Genomic DNA, 14,425 nt, shown 5'->3' with positions numbered 1-14,425 from the left:
CAACATATGAGGAGAAGGTGTTTGAGGCATATCCTGGTTCCTGACTAAAGGCACAATAAAGGGAGAAGAAGGCTTTCCCTGTTAGGCTTTGCAGCCTTCAAAACCACGGCGTAACTGCGGGCGGTTAAGGTTACGACCAATAAAAACCAAGCGTGAAACCCGTGGTTCGCCTTCTTTCCAAGGGCCAATAAAATCGCCATTCACCATCATATGCACGGCCTGGAAAGCAAAACGCTGGTTTTCTCCAGCAAAATCGAGAATGCCTTTTGTCCGTAACATATCGCCTCCTTTGTCTTGGAGCAATTCGCCAATCCAAGCTTGAAAGCGCCGACCATCAATAGGGTCATGCATCTCAAACGACATGCTGATAATATCCTCATTATGGTCATGGTGATCAGACTCTAGAAAGTCTGGCACTTTTTTTAACACACGCTCAAGATCAAACCCACCCTGATCCAGTACATCCTCAAGCCTGGCCTGACCATTGGCCGTTTTATGCAAAGGGGCTAAAGGGTTAATAGTACGGATTTTGGCTTCCACGGCCTTAAGGGTCTCCTCATCAACCACATCCACCTTATTGAGAATAATCACATCAGCAAAAGCAATCTGGTTAGAGGCTTCCTGACTTTCTTGCAGAGTTTGCAGAAAATTCTTGGCATCAACCACCGTTACCACCGCATCCAAACGGGTCTGACGGCCTATTTCCTCATCCACAAAAAAGGTTTGGGCTACGGGAGCTGGATCTGCCAGGCCAGTGGTTTCGATAATAATGCCATCAAACCGGCCCTTGCGCTTAATAAGCCTGCCTAAAATACGGATTAAATCACCACGGACTGTACAACATATACAACCGTTATTCATTTCAAACACTTCTTCGTCTGCATCCACGACCAGGTCATTATCAATCCCCAGTTCCCCAAACTCATTCACAACCACAGCATATTTATGCCCATGGTCGGCAGTAAGAATATGATTGAGCAAAGTGGTTTTGCCTGCTCCCAAATAACCGGTCAGCACTGTTACAGGAATAGTCTGCTGTGCAGCAGAAGCGGGATGAGGAGAGGTCAAAGTCTCTGGCATAGATATCTTTGGTGTGGGGCTCTGTGACATGGGACTCTGTGACATGGGGCTCTCTGGCATGGGTTTTTTCCTATCAAGCTGATCAACAAGCTGTCTTATAACTTCAAAACCTGGTCTTAATAACTTAAAATATACTCTTATGGTCTTGGTCTTATGGGAAAATACTCTTTCCTCTCACTTTTCTGGCCTCTCGCTCCTTGGGCCTCTCATTCCTCTAACCTCTCATTTCTCTGGCGGCCATAAGGTGAAGATGTCCTTGTAGTGGATATAGGGGCAAACTCTGCCATTCCCATAGCCAGCAATAAAAAAAACCACCCTCCCAAAGGCATATTCACAAAAGAACTGGTAGAAGCGATAGGCCATTCCTGAATAAAAACCGCAGCAAAAATCCCAACACCCCAGGCCTTTTTATCGCTGAATATCCGCTGTCTTGGCAGGGCTGCCAACCCCTTGGCCAGCACCACCAACCAGCTTACCACCATCCCCCCAAACAGGAGAAGGCCCGGCCAGCCCGCATTGCTTAAGGCCTCTAGATAATGATTATGAGGATGCTGCACACAAATTTCAGCTCCACCCCCATTCCCTACTGGGGTAGGAACAAGCACCATGTCATGCCAATAAGCAGGGTTTGCACATTCATAGCGAAAACCATCAAACCCTATCCCTAGCCAAGGGTAGGCCTCAATCATCTGCCAGGTTCTGGCATAGATACGGGCATAATGGCTGGAAGAAAAATGGCTTATCTGATTTTCAAACAAAATCACCAAATGTTGGAAACTACCCGGTGAGGCATAATACACCCCTGCTAAAATAACCGGCACCAGAACAGCTAAAACACCGACAACCCAACGCAATTGGCTAATCCACAAGGCGGCTATGAACACCCCCAATCCAAAAAGTAAAAAAGGCATGCGCTGGCCAGCGAGGGCCATAACCGTACACCCCCCTGCCAGTAAAACTATCATGCCTGCTCCTGTTCCCAATCGCACCAGGAGGGAAGTGTTTCCTTCATGTCTGGTTTTATCGTCAACCTTCTGCCACCAAGCCGAACAGGCCAAAAGTAAAACCGGCAATAACAGGCGTGATAAAGGAGCCGCTGCCCTGGGTTTGGTATAGGGGCCTGTTAAGGTACCATCAAAATAACGGGGCTGACCAAAAAAATTAACCCCAAATATCGCCTGAAAGAGAATTTGGCCTACAATATAAGCACAACACACACATAACAGAATTTTCAAAAGAGTCTGCATCCGCGTAGAGACCAGCAGCCATACCTGCATGGCCACAACAAAAAGCAAGAACCGTACAACGACGAGAGATTGAAAAAAACTCCCCACCTGGCCACCATAAATGGGCCTTACCGGAAGGGAGCATATAACCCCCCAGAGCCACCATAAGGCCATCACCACCACTATAGGCTGTTTAATCCACCCCCAAGAGGCAGTAAGGGTCGAATGAAGAAGAAATAACAGGCTCGTAAGGGTTATGATCACCTCTGCCCCACCCCGAAAATGGGTTAAAAAGAAAGGCAGTAGCAAAACGGCTCCACAGCCTACTATTTTTAATTGCGCATCAAGGGGAGCTACAAAATTTTTACTCTTCACACTTTTCTCTTACCTCTGTGTTAGGCTATCTCTGTATTAGGCTGGCATCATTGGGATAAGCCCCTTAAATCAATAAACATACTCTCCAAAAAGGTCGTAGACCAAAAAGATATGGGCCAAAAATGTTGTGAACCAAAAAGAGTTGTGGGGCATATCATGGAGCGTATAGTAAGCTGCACTCTTCCCTCTATAGAAGGGCTCCCTAAAAACCACGCTCCAGAAAATAAATGTTCAATTTCCAGTTAGGCTTCTTCTTTTTGTAATTCACCTTAGCGCTCAAAAGGACATGTTCCAACTCCACACTCAAATTTGGGCTTCATCAAAATAGGCCCATCAACACCCAGTGTCTATCGCTGTTCAAACCCTGTTGCAACCTATAACCGGTGGTTATATCTAAGCCCCTCTTTTCCCTCTGGGTTACCCACACTCTTTCTTCCCAAACCCTTCGACATATAAAACCGAAAATCCAGCTGATCACCTGCTTCCACTATGAGAAAAACCTTTGCCGTTTAGGGCTCAGCCTTTAAATACTGGCTTTAAGGGCAAGCTGCAAGGGCGTATCCCCACGGAGTATTATCCCAAGGAGTTACCCCAAGGAAGTATTATACTCCTTCAGGAGCTGGTTGATATACAGCCTTTCTCTCCCCGTAGCACTAAAACCTGTTATATCATCGATCTGTTGCATCATTGGGCTCTTGATTTTCGACCTTTTGCAGCCTCTTCCCCACGATAACTTTAATATGGCGATCATTAATCTTTACACCCTAAAGCCTGTAAACACTTTGAATGTCATTTTCTCTGTAAGCGGTGATATTTCGTTCTTGAGGCTAATATTAAGATCCCGATTGTAGGCTGTTTTACCACAGATTGTTTCACTGGCAAGAATAATAGGTGCCGACGTTATAGAAAGGGCGAGTTACATAGAAAGGGTGAGTTCCACGGTGGACTATACAGGGGAGCAGGAGGTAGAGAAGAGTGGTGGCGTTCAATAGGGCCTGTGAGAATAACCTGTGAGAATCCCCATTGAATTGGCCGATATTGCCCCAGATATCGCAAAAGCCAAGATTTGTGAGAGGGAATACTATAAACCGCACCCGTTACAGTAGACGTATGGATACGCCCCTGACTTTCAGTGACAATTACACGCTGTACCCGATGCACGCCTGTTTCATATTTATGCCTGGCAAACACAGTTCGACCAGTGATATTGGCTATTCCTTCTTTAAGACCACCCAGTTCATTGTCACCAAGTTCTAAAATTTCAATAAGATATTCCGACAAAGCTTCAATCCCAAGCCCTTTCAAGATATCATGCGGCACCCTGGAGACCCCACCAAAAGATCGCCTGCAGGATAAAATCCCCTTCTTGAACAGAGAGATATCACTGCCCAAACTTTGCCAAATCCTCCCACGGCCAAACCCCAACAGGCAGGAAAACCCTGATAGAAGAGCTGAGCGTGTTTCTCCAAAAGGGTAGCACAGTCATATTTATGGTATGAAACCCTAAACTATCCAGCATGATATTAAAAACCGGCTCTGTCGCCGCATAGGATAAATCCGAGAAACGCTGGCGAATCTCCTGCTGCTTCTCTTCTATTTGATCTAAGGTCTTCTCAAATCGAGCCAAGTTATCAGCAAAGACAACCTTTTGGGTTGGAAGAAGGGCCGAAAATTTTTCTGATAACCGAATGGCTAATTTTTTCATATCTGGCACAGAAAACCACAAATGCGGGTTGGTATTTTCTTTTAAAGCCAGAAAGCAACTCACACAGATCATTTTATCGCGCGAGATAACATGAGAGGTCAATATTTTTTCAAACCAGTTATCATAGCCCATCCCATTTCTTATAAACACTGCCCCATGTTCGATAGTTTTTACCGCCATAGGGGGTAACTCAAAAAGATGGGGGTCCTGAAGGCTACCACTGAGAATGGCTTCGGCGCTTCTGCCTTCTCAAGTTTGAAACCCTATCCTTTTAGAGCATGTGCCTTTCTCTTATGTCCACTCTGGTATGTCCACTTTGGCAGAGGCAGCTATTGGAGGTTATCATGTGATCCTCCCCCAGTAAAATTTCTCGTAATAAAATAATTCCTATAAAATTTCCCGTAATAATTCCCGTAAATTTTTCTACGCCTTACCGCTTTACCGTAAGGGCCCAAAAGGGTATTTCCTTAAAACAGCCCGCCGTAAAGATTGCCTATGCCTGACAATATCCTCACGAGCAAACTGGCAGGCCTGTTGATAGCCCTTGGCAGAAAGAGCGCCCCATAAGGCTTGATCACCAGTGACAGATAAAAGGGCCTGAATAAGGCCTTGCGTATCTTCGGGGTTGAGCACAAGCCCCCCCTGGCCTACAACCTCCGGCAAGCCCCCACGATTGGCCGCAATCACGGGGGTTCCTGCAGCCATCGCCTCAAGCGCTGTCATGCCAAAAGGTTCTTCCCACCGGCTAGGCACCACCACAACTGCACTTTCAGCCATCGCCTGCAGCACATCCTGATGAGGGCGATAGCCATCCACACGAACCCCAGCCTTGTGCGCCATAGGTAAAAACTCTTTCAGAAAGGGCGTTGTAGGGCTGTTTGGCGAAAACCTGTCAGCACCAATCAGCCTCAGTTGCCACCCTGGCCTATGGGGCTTTACACCCTCCCATGCCTTAAGGAGGAGGTCCACTCCCTTATCAGCCACCAGGCGGCCAGCAAAGAGCAGAGTTTTTTGCCGTTGCTTTAGAGGCAGAACGTCCTCAATGGGGGGAACAGCAATACTATTGGGTAAAACCCCACACTGATTTGCCAATTTTTCTGGCACATCTTCAATCAAACGCGCCCTTAACCAGTGCGAAACACACATGACCTGGCTTTTGCGCAGTAACAGGCTACGTTGCCGCACTGTTTTTGCCCCTCGCATCCCCTGCGGGTCGTTATGAATATAGAGAATAAAGGGAAGAGTAGGAAAACGACGGATAAGCCTGAGCATAATTTCCGGGCGGTTATGCACCTCGACCAGCTCGGGCTTCACACGGTTAATAAGCTTGCTCACCCCTGCGGCATAACGGGCTGCCGCCTTAAGGGGAAAAGGGCTCAACCAACACGGTGGAGAGGGTACTGGCAAAAACACCTTCTGCCTATAAGGTTTAACCCCAGGGGGCAAGCTTCGGCCTACAATCCTATCGCCCGGAACAGCCTGATGGGCCACCAATAATCCAATAGCCCCAATATTATGGTCTGAAAACCCCTCCCGCGGGGGCAATACGCTTAAAACACGCATGGTTGTGCCCTCACCCTTTCTTCTACCCCCTATGGAGCTTGGGAAATTACAGAAACCAGTCGGCCAATTTTTACACTTTCCTCCACTCCCTATGATCTTGGCCCTGTAACCCTGTAATGCTTAACCCTATAATGCTTGGCCCCTATGGAGCTCCTGTGGAACTTGCCCTGTAGAGTTTAGCCAAATCTGCTCATCAGCGAGGCCATGGCAAGCCCGAATCACTCCCTCCTCCATTTAGTTTTCAAGCCTGTTAATCCCCCCTTATAACAATTTTATAACAAGGGGCCTTTATCACCAGGGCAAAATTTACGGGGTTGAGGCCATTGCGTCTACAGCATGGCTAAGAGAAGTGGGGCTGGGTAAAATAAAACCGCCCCCCAACACCCGGCTGCCTGTATAAAAAACACAAGCCTGACCTGGGGCAGGCATGGCGGCCTCGTGCAAGAGAACCTGCACCTGTCCCTGGAGTGCGTGTCCCTGGGGTGTAATGCTTATTTTAGCCGGCCTGGCCCCTTCACGAGCCCTGATCTGAACCGTGCAGGAAAGGGGCTCTTCTCTTGGTTCATCAACCAGCCAGTTCACATCGCGCAGAAAAAAGGACTGAATATGGGGGGTATCCCTAGGACCAATGACAACACGGCGGGTTTTGGCATCAATTTGGGTCACCATATGGCGCACCCCTTTAATGCTGGCCAAGTTCCCCAAACGCTTGCTCTGCCCCACAGTATAGCGAATCACCCCATCATGCTGACCTAAGACCTGGCCATGGGCGTTTACAATTTCGCCTGGCTGAGCCATGTCCGGGTGAAGAGCCTCCACCACCTGGGCATAATCCCCACTGGGAATAAAGCAAATATCCTGACTATCGGGTTTATCGGCCACATCTAGCCCGTACCGAGCTGCCTCAGCGCGAACCGCCTCTTTATGAGGCATATCGCCCAAGGGAAAGCGTAAAAATTCCAGCTGCTGCTGGGTGGTGGCAAACAAGAACCAGGACTGATCACGTGAGTCATCAACCGGGCGATGCAACTCTGCTCGCCCCTCCCCCTTTATGCGGCGCACATAATGGCCGGTTGCCATGGCTTCTGCTCCCAAATCATGAGCGATGTTTAACAGATCTGTAAACTTTACCCCCTGATTACACGCCACACAGGGAACAGGTGTTTCGCCCCTGGCATAGGATTCCGCAAAACGCTGAATGACAGAAGTACGAAAACGCTCTTCAGCATCAATAACATAATGGGCAATATTGAGCTTATCCGCGACCCTGCGGGCATCATAAATATCACGCCCCGCACAGCACGATCCTTTTTTAGCCTCTCCGCGCGAATCGTAAAGCTGAAGGGTTGCGCCGATAACCTCGTGGCCTTCTGCAGCCAGACGGGCAGCCACAACGCTGCTATCTACCCCCCCCGACATCGCGACCATGATCCGCACTTGATGACCCCTTTTTTCCGTGTAACCCAATAGACTTTAGTAAATTTTAAACGCAATAACCTTTAAACGCCGTAACCTTTATAGGGAAGCTGCAGAGATGCCCTAAAATAGAGACGCCCTAAAAGCGTTCCTTAAATTAAAGCGCTCCTTCCTCACTATCTCCTCCTCACTCTATAAAGAAGCCAGCAAGGCCTTGTCAGCTAAAAAAGGTTTTTGTCAGCTAAAAATTGTGTCAGCTCTCCTCCTACGCTTCAGAAAACATAGCCTTAACCCCCAAACTCCTTAATGGGGCCTTACACAATTTTTTGCTTTTACCTTAAGAGCTTAGAGCTTAGAGCTTAGAGCTTAGAGCTTAGAGCTTAGAGCTTAGAGCTTAGAGCTTAGAGCTTAGAGCTTAGAGCTTAGAGCTTAGAGCTTAGAGCTTAGAGCTTAGAGCTTAGAGCTTAGAGTAACTTTATTATAAGGGAAGCCGCAAGCCAGTATTTTGTGGCCAATACCCTTTGAGCTCGGTGTGCTCAGAGTATTTCGCCCCTGGCATAGAACTCCGAAAAAAGCTGAATGGCAGAAGTGTGAAAACGCTCTTCAGCATCAATAACGTAATGAGCAATTTTGAGCTTATCTGCAACCTTGCTCTGCACCCCTGCGAGCATCATAAATATCATGCCCTGCACAGCCTGATTTGGGTCTCAGCCCGACTTGGGTAAACGTACAACCAAGCCATCGAGCTCTTCTGTCATAATAATCTGGCAACCCAAACGGGATGTTTTCTCCAACCCAAAGGCAAGGTCGAGCATGTCTTCCTCATCGTCACTGGCTTTGGGCAATTTGTCATACCAGGAAGGATCGACAATCACATGGCAGGTTGCACAGGCCAAGGAGCCTTCACAGGCCCCTTCCAGATCCACACCATGTTGATGCGCAATCTCCAATACCGAAAGCCCGACAGGGGCATCCACCTCGCGATGGGTTCCATCAGCTTCAACAAAAATCATAGATGGCATGGTACAACCTCTTGATACAAAACATACCGGCTCTCGATATAAAAGATACCGGCAAACGGCAAAACAATATTCATAGCCTGGGGCTTAAAACCAAACCCCAAGCACTAACTTTACGGGCACTAAACTTTGCGGTCACAAACTCTACGATCACAAGCTATGCGATAAAGACAGGTTTTTAGCCCAGCAATACCAAGACTGCAAGAACACTGCAAGAACTGGGCACCAGGCAGCTCCTCCTATTGAGGTTCATCTTTTTTTGCTTCTTACCCTTTTACGGCAGAATATACAACCTGGTATGCACGGCATAACAGAGATGCCGCCCTATCAACCTCTTCAGCCGTCGTAAAACGTCCCAACGACAGCCGCACAGCTGAGGCAGCCATGTCTGCAGAAAGCCCCATGACCCTTAAAACATAAGAAGGGGAAACCGTGCTGGATGTACAAGCCGAACCCGTAGAACATTGCACCAAAGGGGCAGCAGCCATCAAGTCGAGAGCACGAACTCCTGGGAAACAGACATTTAAATTTCCCGGCAGGCGATAGTCCATACTCCCGTTAATGGAAAGTTGGGGCACACCCTTTTGCAATTGCTGCAACAGCCTGTTGCGCAAGGCCTTTAGCCTTTCTCCTTCAGCGGGCATTTCCTCTTGGGCGAGCTTACACGCAGCCCCCAGCCCCACAATTAATGGGGTTGGTAGCGTGCCTGCCCGCAAGCCACGCTCCTGCCCCCCGCCCGAAAATAACGCCACCAAGCGTGCCCGTGGCTTGCGCCTTACAAAAAGTGCTCCAACCCCTTTTGGACCATAGAATTTATGGGCAGAAATTGAGGCAAAATCAACATTGATCCCCTTGACATCTACCGGTATTTTTCCTACCGCTTGGGCCAGATCCACATGAAAACTGGCCCCAGCCGCATGCACCATTTCCGCAAGGGCTGGGATATCTTGAAGCACGCCTGTCTCGTTATTGGCCATCATAATACTGACCAACAAGGAGGGCGTTTTCAGCGCGTGGGCTAACATAGCAGGCTCCACCAATCCATCGGACTGCACCGGAAGGATAACGGGCTCAAAGCCTTCTGCCGCCAGATCCTGAACGGATTCCAAAACACATTTATGCTCAGTCGCCAGGGTTATAATTCGCCGAGGACTCTCAGGGCGATAAAGGCTGGCAAACCGGGCTGCCCCCTTTATGGCCAAGTTATTGGATTCCGTTGCCCCAGAAGTAAAATGAATTTCCCGCTCCTCTGCCCCTATCAGGGTTGCCACCTGCTGGCGGGCTTCCTCAATAGCCTGGGCTGCCTTTATCCCTTTTGCATGGTGGCTGCTATGGGGGTTACCAAATTCTTCAGCAAACCAGGGCAACATCTCTACCACCACACGGGGATCGCACCGCGTCGTCGCTTGATTGTCAAGATAAATGGGCTGCATGGGAGCCTCCCTTTTGAAAAGTTTGCACCATGCCCTTATAGCGCTCAATAAAAATAGCCACCTCTTCCTTTTTCACATTCCATGGAAGCGATACCCGTATGGCACACCCCGCCATAGGCCCATAGCCCATCGCCTCTAGCACATGAGAGCGCGCCACCTTACCCGAAGAGCACGCAGCCCCTGCAGAGACACAAACCCCGAGCATATCCAAAGCCATAAGCTGAGTTGCCCCAGACTTGCCCGCTAAAACCAGGCTTGACGTATTGACCAGCCTCTCGGCCTGCTGGCCTGCTACGAGCGCGCCGGCTTTTACAGCTGCCTGCTCCAGGGCATCTCGTAAGGCCCGAAGATGAGTGTGATACTCGCCAAGGGTTGATAAGGCTGCCTGTGCAGCAGCAGCAAAGGCCACCAGGGCTGGCAAAGCCGGTGTTCCCCCCCTGCGGCCCTGTTCTTGTCCACCTCCTGCAAAAAGGGGCATTAAGGGCATGGTTTGGCGAAAATGGCTCGGCTTAAGAAAAAGAGCCCCAGCGCCTTTAAGCCCCCCCAATTTATGACTGGAAATAGCCATGCTATCTGCGCCACTCTCTGCAAAATTAATGGCCATACGCCCGGCAGCCTGCACTGCATCCACATGCAATAACGCGTTATGTTTATGGCAGATACGGGCAATTTCAGCGATCGGGTTAATAACGCCTGTTTCATTATTGGCCCACATCACACATACCAGTTTCCCATTCTCCCCTGCTCTCGAAGAGCGATCTAGAAAATGACTAAAAGGGTGCTGTAAGGTGGGTTGCTCGAATCCCGATTGGGAGAGGGAAGCGCCCCACTGTTCGGCGGCTTCTTGTTCTAGAGCTCCTTTTTCTGGTACCTCTTTTCTCGACCCTCTTTCTGATGCCCCATCGAGCGCTCTTTTTAACGCTGAATTTTTTACAGGAAGGTTTTCCGAAGTCTGGCTCTGTGATCGGGAAGGCGATGAGAACAAAGTTTCTGAAATCCTGCTTTCATGATTATAGTTGAAAGAGGCAGGGCTTTCATATCCCATAGGGGTTGGGGCAGAAAGTGCCTGATCGAGCTTTTCAAGATCAAGAACACCATGAGGCAAAACAGGCAAGATTTGGGAATGAGCAGAAAACTTCCTTACGGCATCATGCTCCGTTGCCCCCACATAAAGGCGCCTGCCCTGGCTTAACGCCTGCATCGCCAAGACATTGCTTTCCGTGCCCCCAGACGTAAAGATACAATTTTCAACCGAGGCAGAAAACAAATGGGCCAGGTTTTCTCGTGCATCTTCCAACAGAGCACGTGCCAAACGCCCAGCCTTATGCACAGAAGACGGGTTACCCGTAAGGCTTGCCGCCTCCATTAAGGCTGCCAAAGCCTCTGGACGGGGAGGTTCTGTGGCATTCGCATCAAGATACACACTGGCTTGCCCCTTCAAGGCCACCTCAGCGCGCCTGACCTGCTGCCTGTTTTGGCCTTCCTTATCCTGCACGGCTCTTTCTCTTCCTTCTTCCTGATTACTCCCCACAAACCTGTAGCCGCTTAAAGGCCTGTTCATGGGGAACCCCTTGAGCACTTATGAGTTTAGCGCTCATAAGGCGGTTTGATCACCCCCTCTCCTCCTTCCTTTCCTTTCCTTCCCTTCTTTCTTACTTCTTACTTCTTACTGTCCTTAACCCTTCCTATTTAATAAAAATTGACTTTTTAACAAGACTTATAGAAGCCTTCCTTGGCGTTCTCCCTGTTCGTTATTTCTAGAAAAAATTAGTCGGCTATTTTTTTGTTTTATTAACGTATCATTAACGAGTCCAAGTCATAATTATGGCGAGATTACAGCACTCACCCCTTTCACAAAAATAGTGATCGGTTCCTAAATTTTCATACAGAAACTTTTACCAAACGTTTTTTTTGTATAATTTTTCAAAAAGGGAGGTTATAACTTAGCATATCGAATCGGTCTTAATTTCCATAAATACCTAAAACCTATTCACTATTTTATACTGAGAGCGTCTATGTTTTTACGTTTCCAAATTGTGCTTTTTCTATAGCACCTTGCGGAAAAAGGAGAAATTGGTTTTTTTCCTTTCTTAACCTAGCCGTTTTATATCATTAAGACACACCCAATAACTTGGCTGTTTTGCCTTAAACAAACAGCGCAGACTGCGGAATAGTAATATAATGCCAGAGATCATGTTTGCCGGCCCGGTGGGTCGTCTTGAGGGTCGTTATCACCATTCTTCTGATGAGGATGCCCCCTTGGCCCTTATCTTGCACCCCCATCCGCTTCACGGCGGCACCATGAACAACCGCATTACCTATACGATGTACCGCTCTTTTCAGAAAATGGGGTTTTCTGTCTTACGTTACAATTCCCGCGGGGTAGGCCGCTCCCAGGGCCGCTACGACGGCGGTAACGGCGAAATTTCCGACGCCGCAGCAGCCCTGGACTGGATGCAATCCATCAACCCCAATGCTACAGCCTTGTGGATTGCCGGCTATTCCTTCGGGGCTTTTGTTGGTATGCAGCTTTTAATGCGCAGGCCTGAGGTGACAGGTTGGATTAGCGTTGCCCCCCCTGCCAACCATTATGATTTTGGCTTTCTGGCCCCCTGTCCCTGTGGCGGCCTTATGATTGCAGGCGATGCAGACAACCTTGTGCCTGAGCCAGAAGTCCGCAAGCTGGTAGATAAGCTCAATACCCAAAAAGGGGTTGAGGTGGATTATCGGATCTTCAATGGGGCAGACCATGTTTTTGCCAACCATGCCGAGCATGTCAGTGAAGCGATTGAACACCATGTCAACCTTTGCCAGCAACATGCCCCGTTAATGCTGGCCGCTGATTAATCTTTTTACCCTCCCCCTTAAAACCCCTGCTTCGTCAAAAGGCAGGGTGTTTTGTTTTTTCCGGCTCTTCTTCTAGTACTCCTGGCACTCCGGCTATTGGCTTTGTACTGTTAAAGTGAGCTTTTCTGTTTGGCTTTTCGGATGAAACTTTCTCTGCCTGAATATCTTATCGCGCCTCTCTGGCTTTTTATTGCTCTGACTTTTCTCTGGCTTGTTTTTTTCGGGCTTTTGTTTCCCAGGTTTTTTCAAGCCTCTCGCTTCTATGGCATTCTGATCTGGGACATTCTGAAAGACCGAGGCCCTAGAAAGCTTGCGCCCTAAAAATTTGACTTCCTAAGAATTTTTCTTGTTTTTTCGGCTATCCCTATTCTAATACTTCTTATATATTCATAACGAAATTGCTCCGATGACCACAGAACTTAAAAGCCCCTTTCTTCAGGAAGCCCAAGCCAGAGGGTTTATTTTTCAAGCAACAGACCTGGCAGCCCTTGATGAAGCCATGCTTAAAGGCCCTATAAAGGGCTATATTGGCTTTGACCCCACCGCCGATAGCCTACATGTAGGCTCTATGGTGCAGCTGATGCTTCTAAGGCTTATGCGCAAACACCACCATACCCCTGTAGCCTTGCTTGGTGGCGGGACAGCCCGCATCGGAGACCCCTCCTTCCGCGAGGAAGCCCGCAAGCTGATGACGGCTGAAACCATTCAAAAAAACCTTGAAGGCATTAGCAAAAACATCCACCAGCTTCTCTTCTCTGGGGAGGCTCACGGCCCTACGCCCCTTATTGCCAATAATGCAGACTGGCTGGACCAGCTCTCCTATATCTCACTCCTTCAGGATGTGGGGGTTCATTTTTCCATCAGCCGCATGCTCTCGTTTGATTCAGTCAAATCTCGCCTTGAGCGTGAACAAGGGCTGACTTTTCTGGAGTTTAACTACTCTATCCTTCAATCTTACGATTTCCGAGAGCTTTACCGAACTCAGAATATTACCCTGCAAATGGGCGGGTCCGACCAGTGGGGAAATATTGTTTCAGGTGTTGAGCTTATCCGCAGAACGGAGGGCCAGCAGGTTTTTGGCCTCACAGCCCCGCTTCTGACCACTTCCTCAGGCAGCAAAATGGGCAAAACGGCGCAAGGAGCTGTCTGGCTTTCAGAAGAACGACTCCCAGTGTTTGACTACTGGCAGTTCTGGCGTAATACAGAAGACGCAGACGTAACCCGTTTCCTGAAATTATTTACAGAACTTCCCCTTAAAGAATGTGAACGTTTGGGTTCTCTCCCCGGTGCTGAAATTAATGAAGCCAAAAAAATCCTCGCCACAGAAGCCACAGCCCTATGCCATGGGCGCGAGAAGGCCCAAAAAGCCTTGGCAACTGCCATTGAGGAGTTTGAAAAGGGCCATACAGGCCATCATTCCTCTCTCCCTGTAAAGGAAATCGAAACCAGTGCACTGGAAAATGGCCTGCCGGCTTTCAAACTGCTAGCCCTTACGGCAATGACCACCAGTAACGCAGAAGCTCGCCGGTTAATCAGGGGAGGAGGGATGCGCTTAAACGATATGGCGGTACAAGATGAAGAACAGGCCATTACCCTTAAGGATTTTGTTGAGGGCCAACTCAAACTCTCCCTTGGCAAAAAACGGCATATTCTCGTGCGCTTAAAGCCATAAAGAGTTTTAAAATTTAATGATTTTTAAAACTTGATCGAAAAAGGCATAGAAGAAAACAAAGGCGCAGAAAAAAGAAAAACGGGGCTGAT

12 protein-coding genes and 2 pseudogenes are annotated in these 14,425 nt (G+C 48.6%); 3 read left to right on the top strand and 11 right to left on the bottom strand.

The features are described 5' to 3' along the window. Nucleotides 1-81: 81 nt before the first annotated feature. Entirely contained in the window at nucleotides 82-1,080 is a 999-nt protein-coding gene (locus tag JGUZn3_RS04525) for a CobW family GTP-binding protein (protein ID WP_203414496.1), read from the bottom strand. Between the two features lie 206 nt (nucleotides 1,081-1,286). Then, a complete protein-coding gene (locus JGUZn3_RS04520; RefSeq protein ID WP_203414495.1) occupies nucleotides 1,287-2,681 on the bottom strand; it encodes an O-antigen ligase family protein in 1,395 nt (464 codons plus the stop codon). Nucleotides 2,682-3,183: 502 nt separating this feature from the next. Between JGUZn3_RS04520 and JGUZn3_RS04515 the strand changes: the two genes are divergently transcribed. Then, nucleotides 3,184-3,414: a hypothetical protein gene (locus JGUZn3_RS04515; RefSeq protein WP_203414494.1), complete on the top strand. Its 231-nt coding sequence runs from the start codon at nucleotides 3,184-3,186 to the stop codon at nucleotides 3,412-3,414. Between the two features lie 353 nt (nucleotides 3,415-3,767). Here the strand turns inward: JGUZn3_RS04515 and JGUZn3_RS12325 are convergent. From JGUZn3_RS12325 to JGUZn3_RS12835, 9 genes and pseudogenes are all read right to left on the bottom strand, one after another. After that, nucleotides 3,768-3,926 (bottom strand): annotated as a pseudogene (locus JGUZn3_RS12325) (PCRF domain-containing protein); the annotation flags it as partial. 136 nt (nucleotides 3,927-4,062) lie between these two features. Continuing rightward, nucleotides 4,063-4,614 carry a metal ABC transporter solute-binding protein, Zn/Mn family gene (locus tag JGUZn3_RS04505; protein ID WP_275402867.1) on the bottom strand — a complete coding sequence of 184 codons (552 nt, stop codon included), beginning with the start codon at nucleotides 4,612-4,614 and terminating at the stop codon, nucleotides 4,063-4,065. A gap of 210 nt (nucleotides 4,615-4,824) precedes the next feature. Continuing rightward, entirely contained in the window at nucleotides 4,825-5,949 is a 1,125-nt protein-coding gene (locus JGUZn3_RS12575; RefSeq protein WP_203414493.1) for a glycosyltransferase family 4 protein, read from the bottom strand. 306 nt (nucleotides 5,950-6,255) lie between these two features. After that, nucleotides 6,256-7,386, bottom strand: coding sequence for a tRNA 2-thiouridine(34) synthase MnmA (mnmA, locus tag JGUZn3_RS04495; RefSeq protein WP_203414492.1), 1,131 nt, complete (start codon nucleotides 7,384-7,386; stop codon nucleotides 6,256-6,258). Nucleotides 7,387-7,901: 515 nt separating this feature from the next. After that, a complete protein-coding gene (locus JGUZn3_RS04490) occupies nucleotides 7,902-8,048 on the bottom strand; it encodes a hypothetical protein (protein ID WP_203414491.1) in 147 nt (48 codons plus the stop codon). Nucleotides 8,049-8,072: 24 nt separating this feature from the next. Next, nucleotides 8,073-8,387 carry a ferredoxin family 2Fe-2S iron-sulfur cluster binding protein gene (locus JGUZn3_RS04485; RefSeq protein WP_203414490.1) on the bottom strand — a complete coding sequence of 105 codons (315 nt, stop codon included), beginning with the start codon at nucleotides 8,385-8,387 and terminating at the stop codon, nucleotides 8,073-8,075. A gap of 263 nt (nucleotides 8,388-8,650) precedes the next feature. Next, on the bottom strand, nucleotides 8,651-9,817 hold the full coding sequence (locus JGUZn3_RS04480; RefSeq protein WP_203414489.1) for a cysteine desulfurase family protein: 1,167 nt from the start codon (nucleotides 9,815-9,817) through the stop codon (nucleotides 8,651-8,653). Next, nucleotides 9,798-10,862, bottom strand: a complete 1,065-nt coding sequence (locus JGUZn3_RS04475) for a cysteine desulfurase family protein (protein ID WP_203414803.1) — start codon at nucleotides 10,860-10,862, stop codon at nucleotides 9,798-9,800. The genes JGUZn3_RS04480 and JGUZn3_RS04475 overlap by 20 nt, the downstream gene beginning before the upstream one ends. A gap of 12 nt (nucleotides 10,863-10,874) precedes the next feature. After that, nucleotides 10,875-11,240 (bottom strand): annotated as a pseudogene (locus tag JGUZn3_RS12835) (aminotransferase class V-fold PLP-dependent enzyme); the annotation flags it as partial. A 758-nt stretch (nucleotides 11,241-11,998) separates the two neighbouring features. On the opposite strand from JGUZn3_RS12835, the gene JGUZn3_RS04465 reads away from it, so the two are divergent. Both JGUZn3_RS04465 and tyrS read left to right on the top strand, forming a co-directional pair. After that, nucleotides 11,999-12,664 (top strand): alpha/beta hydrolase, encoded by a 666-nt coding sequence (locus JGUZn3_RS04465; protein WP_203414488.1) that lies wholly within the window; start codon nucleotides 11,999-12,001, stop codon nucleotides 12,662-12,664. Nucleotides 12,665-13,070: 406 nt separating this feature from the next. Beyond that, the gene (gene tyrS / locus JGUZn3_RS04460) at nucleotides 13,071-14,336 is read left to right on the top strand and encodes a tyrosine--tRNA ligase (RefSeq protein WP_203414487.1); all 1,266 of its coding nucleotides are present in this window, start codon (nucleotides 13,071-13,073) and stop codon (nucleotides 14,334-14,336) included. Nucleotides 14,337-14,425: the final 89 nt, after the last annotated feature.

This window comes from Entomobacter blattae (assembly GCF_014672835.1).
Taxonomy (GTDB): Bacteria; Pseudomonadota; Alphaproteobacteria; order Acetobacterales; family Acetobacteraceae; genus Entomobacter; species Entomobacter blattae.
This window is presented reverse-complemented; position numbering and strand designations above follow the sequence as displayed.

Excerpts from the sequence above, each read along its gene's own strand:
- JGUZn3_RS04485 (WP_203414490.1), bottom strand. The coding sequence starts at position 8,387 with ATGCCATCTATGATTTTTGTTGAAGCTGATGGAACCCATCGCGAGGTG.
- JGUZn3_RS04490 (WP_203414491.1), bottom strand. The coding sequence starts at position 8,048 with ATGATATTTATGATGCTCGCAGGGGTGCAGAGCAAGGTTGCAGATAAG.
- JGUZn3_RS04480 (WP_203414489.1), bottom strand. The coding sequence starts at position 9,817 with ATGCAGCCCATTTATCTTGACAATCAAGCGACGACGCGGTGCGATCCC.
- JGUZn3_RS12575 (WP_203414493.1), bottom strand. The coding sequence starts at position 5,949 with ATGCGTGTTTTAAGCGTATTGCCCCCGCGGGAGGGGTTTTCAGACCAT.
- JGUZn3_RS04475 (WP_203414803.1), bottom strand. The coding sequence starts at position 10,862 with ATGGGATATGAAAGCCCTGCCTCTTTCAACTATAATCATGAAAGCAGG.
- JGUZn3_RS04525 (WP_203414496.1), bottom strand. The coding sequence starts at position 1,080 with ATGCCAGAGACTTTGACCTCTCCTCATCCCGCTTCTGCTGCACAGCAG.
- tyrS (WP_203414487.1), top strand. The coding sequence starts at position 13,071 with ATGACCACAGAACTTAAAAGCCCCTTTCTTCAGGAAGCCCAAGCCAGA.
- JGUZn3_RS04465 (WP_203414488.1), top strand. The coding sequence starts at position 11,999 with ATGCCAGAGATCATGTTTGCCGGCCCGGTGGGTCGTCTTGAGGGTCGT.